The sequence below is a fragment of the Frankia tisae genome (genome assembly GCF_025403405.1).
Taxonomy (GTDB): Bacteria; Actinomycetota; Actinomycetes; order Frankiales; family Frankiaceae; genus Frankia; species Frankia tisai.
Map to the genome: position 1 here is coordinate 1 of NZ_JANEZT010000416.1, position 5,476 is coordinate 5,476.

Here is a 5,476-nt window from a genome sequence, read left to right on the forward strand (position 1 = left end):
ATGGAAGGTGACCCAGTCCCGATGACACACCCAGTAAGGATTCCTGCCGACGTTGACCGCGAAGACCGCATCGTGGCGAACCTGACCGCCCGGCAGGTGCTGATCCTCACCCTGACCGGCATCGTGCTCTACCTCTCCTGGGCCGCGACCCGCGGCCTGCTGCCGCTGCCGGTCTTCGCAGTGTTGGCGGTCCCGGTCGCGGCCGTCGCCGGGATCCTGGTGATGGGTCAGCGTGACGGGCTGAGCCTGGACCGGCTGCTGGTCGCCGCCGTCCGCCAGCGCACCAGCCCCCGCCATCGGATCAACGCACCCGAAGGCGTGATCCCGCCACCGTCCTGGCTGGCCGCCCGCGCCACCAGCGCCGCGGGTGAGCGCCAGCCGGCCGGCGGGGAGAGCACAGCACCGCTGCGGCTACCGGCCCGCACCATCACCCCGCAGGCCGGGGTCGGGGTGATCGACCTCGGCGCGGACGGGCTGGCAGTGGTCGCGGTCGCCTCCACCGTGAACTTCGCGCTACGTACCCCGAGCGAGCAGGACGGGCTGGTCGCCGTGTTCGCCCGCTACCTGCACTCTCTAACCGCGCCGGTGCAGATCCTCGTGCGGGCGATGCCCGCCGACCTGAGCGCCCAGATCTACCAGCTCGACGACGCCGCCGACCAGATGCCTCACCCGGCGCTGGCGCACGCGGCCCGCGAACACGCCAACTACCTGGCCCAGCTCGCCGTCGAGATGCAGCTGCTGACCCGCCAGGTCCTGCTCGTCCTGCGTGAACCACTCGTCACCGCGGGCCCGGTCGACGGGCTGGGTGGCGGCTCCCCGCTGGCCGTGCTGTCCGGCCGGCGGGCGGCGGCCCGCGACGCCCGCCGCGCCGGTGAAGCCACCCGCCGCGCCGCGCACACCCGACTCGCCCGCCGGCTCGCTGAGGCGACCGACTTGCTCGCCCCCGCCGGGATCGTGATCACACCGCTGGACGCCGGGACGGCGACCAGCGTGCTGGCCGCCGCCTGTAACCCCGCCGGGCTGGTCCCGCCCTCCGCGCTCGCAGCCCCCGACGAGGTCATCACCGCTGACCTTCCCGACCCCAGCGACAGCTACCCGCCCGACGACGCCGACGGCCGCTTCCCAGACGACGACGCCGGTTTCGACGACCGGGGCGCAGCGGCCGGCCCCGGCTACGGCACTTCCATCGACGGCGATGGCTGGGACGGCTCGCTCGACACCGACGACCTCGACCTCTGGGACCCGCCCGACCTCCGACCGCCCGCCGGGCGGTCCGACGGCGGCTCCCGACAGTCGGCGCGACACGCATCCGCAGGACGGAGGGGACGATCCCGATGAGCAGACGATCCCGACGCCGGGCGCTCGCGCCAGCTCCCGGCTCCTCCTTGGGGCCGGTGGACACCGCGGCGGCAGCGTTCGTTCCGGACGCGCTGACCGTCTCCCCTCGACATCTGGACGTCGGCGGGGACGTCCTCGCGACGATGGCCATCACCGGCTATCCCCGTGAAGTCCATGCCGGCTGGCTGGCTCCCCTGCTCACCTACCCGGGCCGGGTCGACGTCGCCGTGCACATCGAGCCGATCGACCCGGTCACCGCCGCGAACCGGCTGCGCCGGCAGCTGTCGAAGCTGGAGTCCGGCCGGCAGCTCGGTGACGAGAAAGGCCGGCTGATCGACCCCCAGGTCGAGGCCGCGACCGAGGACGCCTACGACCTGTCCGCCCGCGTCGCCCGCGGCGAAGGACGACTGTTCCGCCTCGGCCTTTACCTCACCGTCCACGCGACCAGCGAAGACGAGCTCGCCGACGAGGTCGCTGCTGTCCGGGCGCTGGCCGCCAGCCTGCTGCTGGACGCCAAACCAGTCAGCTACCGGTCCCTGCAAGGCTGGGTGAGCACTCTTCCGCTGGGCTTGGACCAGGTGCGGATGCGCCGCACCTTCGACACGGCAGCATTGAGTGCGGCGTTCCCGTTCACCAGTCCGGATCTGCCACCCGCGGACCCCACGTCGTTGGCGTCGGCCGGGGTGCTCTACGGGCTTAACGTCGCCAGCAGCGGGCTGGTGCACTTCGACCGGTTCGGCGATGTGGACAACCACAACGCCGTGCTCTTCGGTCGCAGCGGCGCGGGGAAGAGCTATCTGGCCAAGCTCGAACTTCTACGTTCGCTGTACCGGGGCATCGAGGTCCACGTCGTCGACCCCGAAGACGAGTACGCCCGCCTCGCCACCGCGGTGGGCGGGACCTATCTGCATCTCGGTGCCGACGGGGTACGCATCAACCCGTTCGACCTTCCGATCCAGACCACCCCCGACGGGCGGCGGACCGCGCCTCGGGGCGCCCTGGTACGCCGCAGCCTGTTCTTGCACACCGTCATCTCCGTGCTCGTCGGCCAGCCGACGGCGGCCGAACGGGCAGCGCTCGACGTCGCCATCACCGCCACCTACCAGACGGCGGGGATCAGCTCCGACCCGCGTAGCTGGAGCCGGCCGGCGCCGCTGCTGGCCGATCTCGCCACCACCCTGGCCGCCTCCGCTGACCCGGCCGCGGTGACGCTCGGTGCCCGGCTACACCCCTTCACAGCAGGGGCGTTCTCCGGCCTGTTCGACGGGCCGACCACCAGCCGCGGTGACGGCCACCTTGTCGTCTACTCCCTGCGCGACCTGCCCGACGAACTCAAAGCCATCGGCACCCTGCTTGTCCTCGACGCCGTGTGGCGGCGAGTGTCCAACCCCGCCGACCGCCGGCCCCGCATGGTCGTGGTCGACGAGGCATGGCTGCTGATGCGCCAGCCCGCCGGCGCCGACTTCCTGTTCCGGATGGCCAAGTCGTCCCGCAAGTACTGGGCAGGGCTCACCGTCGCCACCCAGGACACCGCCGACGTCCTCGCCACCGACCTCGGCAAGGCGATCGTCACCAACGCCGCCACCCAGATCCTGCTCCGCCAGGCACCGCAGGCCATCGACGAGATCACCGCCGTGTTCGACCTGTCCCAAGGCGAACGGCAGTTCCTGTTGTCGGCCGACCGCGGCCAGGGCCTGCTCGCGGCGGGCACCCAGCGGGTCGCTTTCCAGGCCCTGGCCTCGCCCACCGAGCACCGCCTGGTGACCACGAACCCGGCCGAACTCGCCGCCGACGCAGCGGACGGCGGCGGCGACGGCTTCTTCGATCTCGCCGAACCGGCTGAACCTGTCGATCCGGACGATCCCGACGGCCAGATCTACCTCGACGCCGCCTGACCAACCCAGCCGTAGCAGCCAGGAGGACACAGCCTTGGACATACGCGCAGCGGCGACGTCCACGCCGTCGTCACCGATCGTCACCTACCTGACCGACCCCTGGGGCTTCGCGCACCACCTGGTGACGCAGGTCCAGGCGTGGGTGATGGCCTGGGGCCTGCTTGCCGGCCCGCTGCTCGCCGCCACCGCAACCGGCCTGCTCACACTGCGTCGCCGACTGCGGCGCCGCTACCAGCGGCGGCTGATCGCCGGCGCCCGGCTCGTCACCGTCCTCGCCCCACCCACCGTCGACCCGGCGGGCGCGACCGCCCTGTGGTCGAACCTGCTCGGCCTGCTCCGCCCCGGCTGGCGACGCCTGCTCGGCCAACCCCACCTGGTGTGGGAGTACCTGTTCGACGCCGACGGGGTCCGCATCCAGATCTGGGTCCCCGGCGTCGTGCCCGACGGCTTCGTCGAACGCGCCATCGAGGCAGCCTGGCCCGGAGCCCACACCCGCACCCAGCGGGCCGCCGTGCAGATCCTGGCCCGCCCGGTCACCGGCCGCCGCGTCGCCAAGGCCCGCCGCGCCGCCCGCCAGCTGCGCGCCGGTAGCTCGACGCACCTGATGGGCAGCCTGCTGGACCTCCTCACACCCCGCACCGGCCGGACACGACGAACCCGCCGGCCCCCCACCCCGGCGAAGGTCGACCACCAGACGTCGCTGGCCCTCTCAGCGGAGGACCGGGCCATCGTCACCAAGGGCAGGGGCGCCCAATTCGAGGTCCGCGTCCGCTACGCCATCGCCGCGATCCTCGACGACACCACTGACGACGAGACCGCCGTACGAATCGGCGGGCAGCTGCGCGGCCGGGCGCACGCGATCGCCTCGGCGTTCGCCGCCTACGGCGAGCACAACTATTACAAGCGCGTCCGGCTACGCCGCCCGCTACCCGTCCTCGCCGCCCGGCAGTTCGCGCGCGGCGACCTGCTCTCCGTCGCCGAAATCGGCGCGCTGGCGCACCTTCCCGTGGACGAGGCGACCCCCGGCCTGCAACGCGCCGGGGCGAAAGCGGTCGCCCCACCACCCGGCGTCGCCGGCCACGGACCGAACATCCGCGCAATCGGCCGCTCCGACTCCGGACATGCGCGTCCGGTCGGCCTGCGAGTCCCCGACGCCCGCCACCACCTACACGTCCTCGGCGCGACCGGCGCCGGCAAGTCCGAGCTGCTCGCCCGCATGACGTTGGACGACGTCGCCGCCCACCGGGGTGTCGTGAACGTCGACCCGAAGGGCGACCAGGTCATCGACATCCTCGCCCGCTACCCGCTCGACGCCGTCGACCGCCTCACTCTGTTCGACGCCGAATCGTCCAGCCGGCCTCCGTGCCTGAACCCGCTGGACCAGCCCGACCGCGGACGGGCGGTCGACAACCTCGTGTCGATCTTCTCGCGGGTATACGCCGACAGCTGGGGACCACGCACCGAGGACATCTTCCGCGCCGGCCTGCTCACCCTCGCCGCCCAACCCGGCGTCCCCGTCCTCACCGACCTGCCCAAACTCCTCGGCGACGCCGCCTACCGGCACCGGGCCCTCGGCGAGATCGACGACGACATCCTGCGCGGCTTCTGGAACTGGTACGAGTCCATCTCCGACGGGGCGCGGGCAAACGCCGTCGCGCCGCTGATGAACAAGCTGCGCGGGTTCCTGCTGCGCCCCTTCGTCCGGGCCGCCATCGCCGCCGGTCCCAGCACGGTCGACATGGACGCGGTCCTCAACGACGGCGGCGTGTGCCTGGTCCGCATCGCCCAAGACGCCCTCGGTATCGAAACCGCGGCGCTGATGGGCTCGATCGTCGTCTCCGCCGTCTGGCAGGCCACCACTCGCCGCGCCCGCATGCCCCAGGCAAAACGCCCCGACGCCAGCCTGTATCTCGACGAGGCGCACAACTTCCTGACGTTGCCCTACGCGCTGGAGGACATGCTCGCCGCCGCCCGCGGCTACCGCCTCGGCATCACCCTCGCCCACCAGAACCTCACCCAGCTACCCCGCCACCTGGAAGAAAGCATCGGCGCGAACGCCCGTAGCAAGATCGACTTCACGGTCAGCCCCGCCGACGCGAAACGGCTCGCCCGCCACACCGAACCCCGGCTCGCTGAGCACGACCTCGCCAACCTCGGCGTGTTCCACGCCGCCGCCCGGCTCGTCGTCGCCGGCGAGGGAGCCCCCGCCTTCACCCTGCGCACCGAGAAGCTCCCCGCCCCGG

Annotated in this window: 3 protein-coding genes; all 3 read left to right on the top strand. The window is 72.4% G+C overall.

Features of this window, described 5'->3' with window-relative positions; genetic code table 11:
- The first annotated feature begins 21 nt into the window (after positions 1-21).
- Positions 22-1,338 carry a PrgI family protein gene (locus NBZ85_RS27005; protein ID WP_261562847.1) on the top strand — a complete coding sequence of 439 codons (1,317 nt, stop codon included), beginning with the start codon at positions 22-24 and terminating at the stop codon, positions 1,336-1,338.
- Positions 1,335-3,233, top strand: coding sequence for a VirB4 family type IV secretion system protein (locus NBZ85_RS27010; RefSeq protein ID WP_261562848.1), 1,899 nt, complete (start codon positions 1,335-1,337; stop codon positions 3,231-3,233). Before NBZ85_RS27005 ends, NBZ85_RS27010 begins: the two co-directional genes overlap by 4 nt.
- Positions 3,234-3,267: 34 nt before the next feature.
- On the top strand, positions 3,268-5,476 hold a 2,209-nt coding region (locus NBZ85_RS27015), incomplete at its 3' end, for a type IV secretory system conjugative DNA transfer family protein (RefSeq protein ID WP_261562849.1).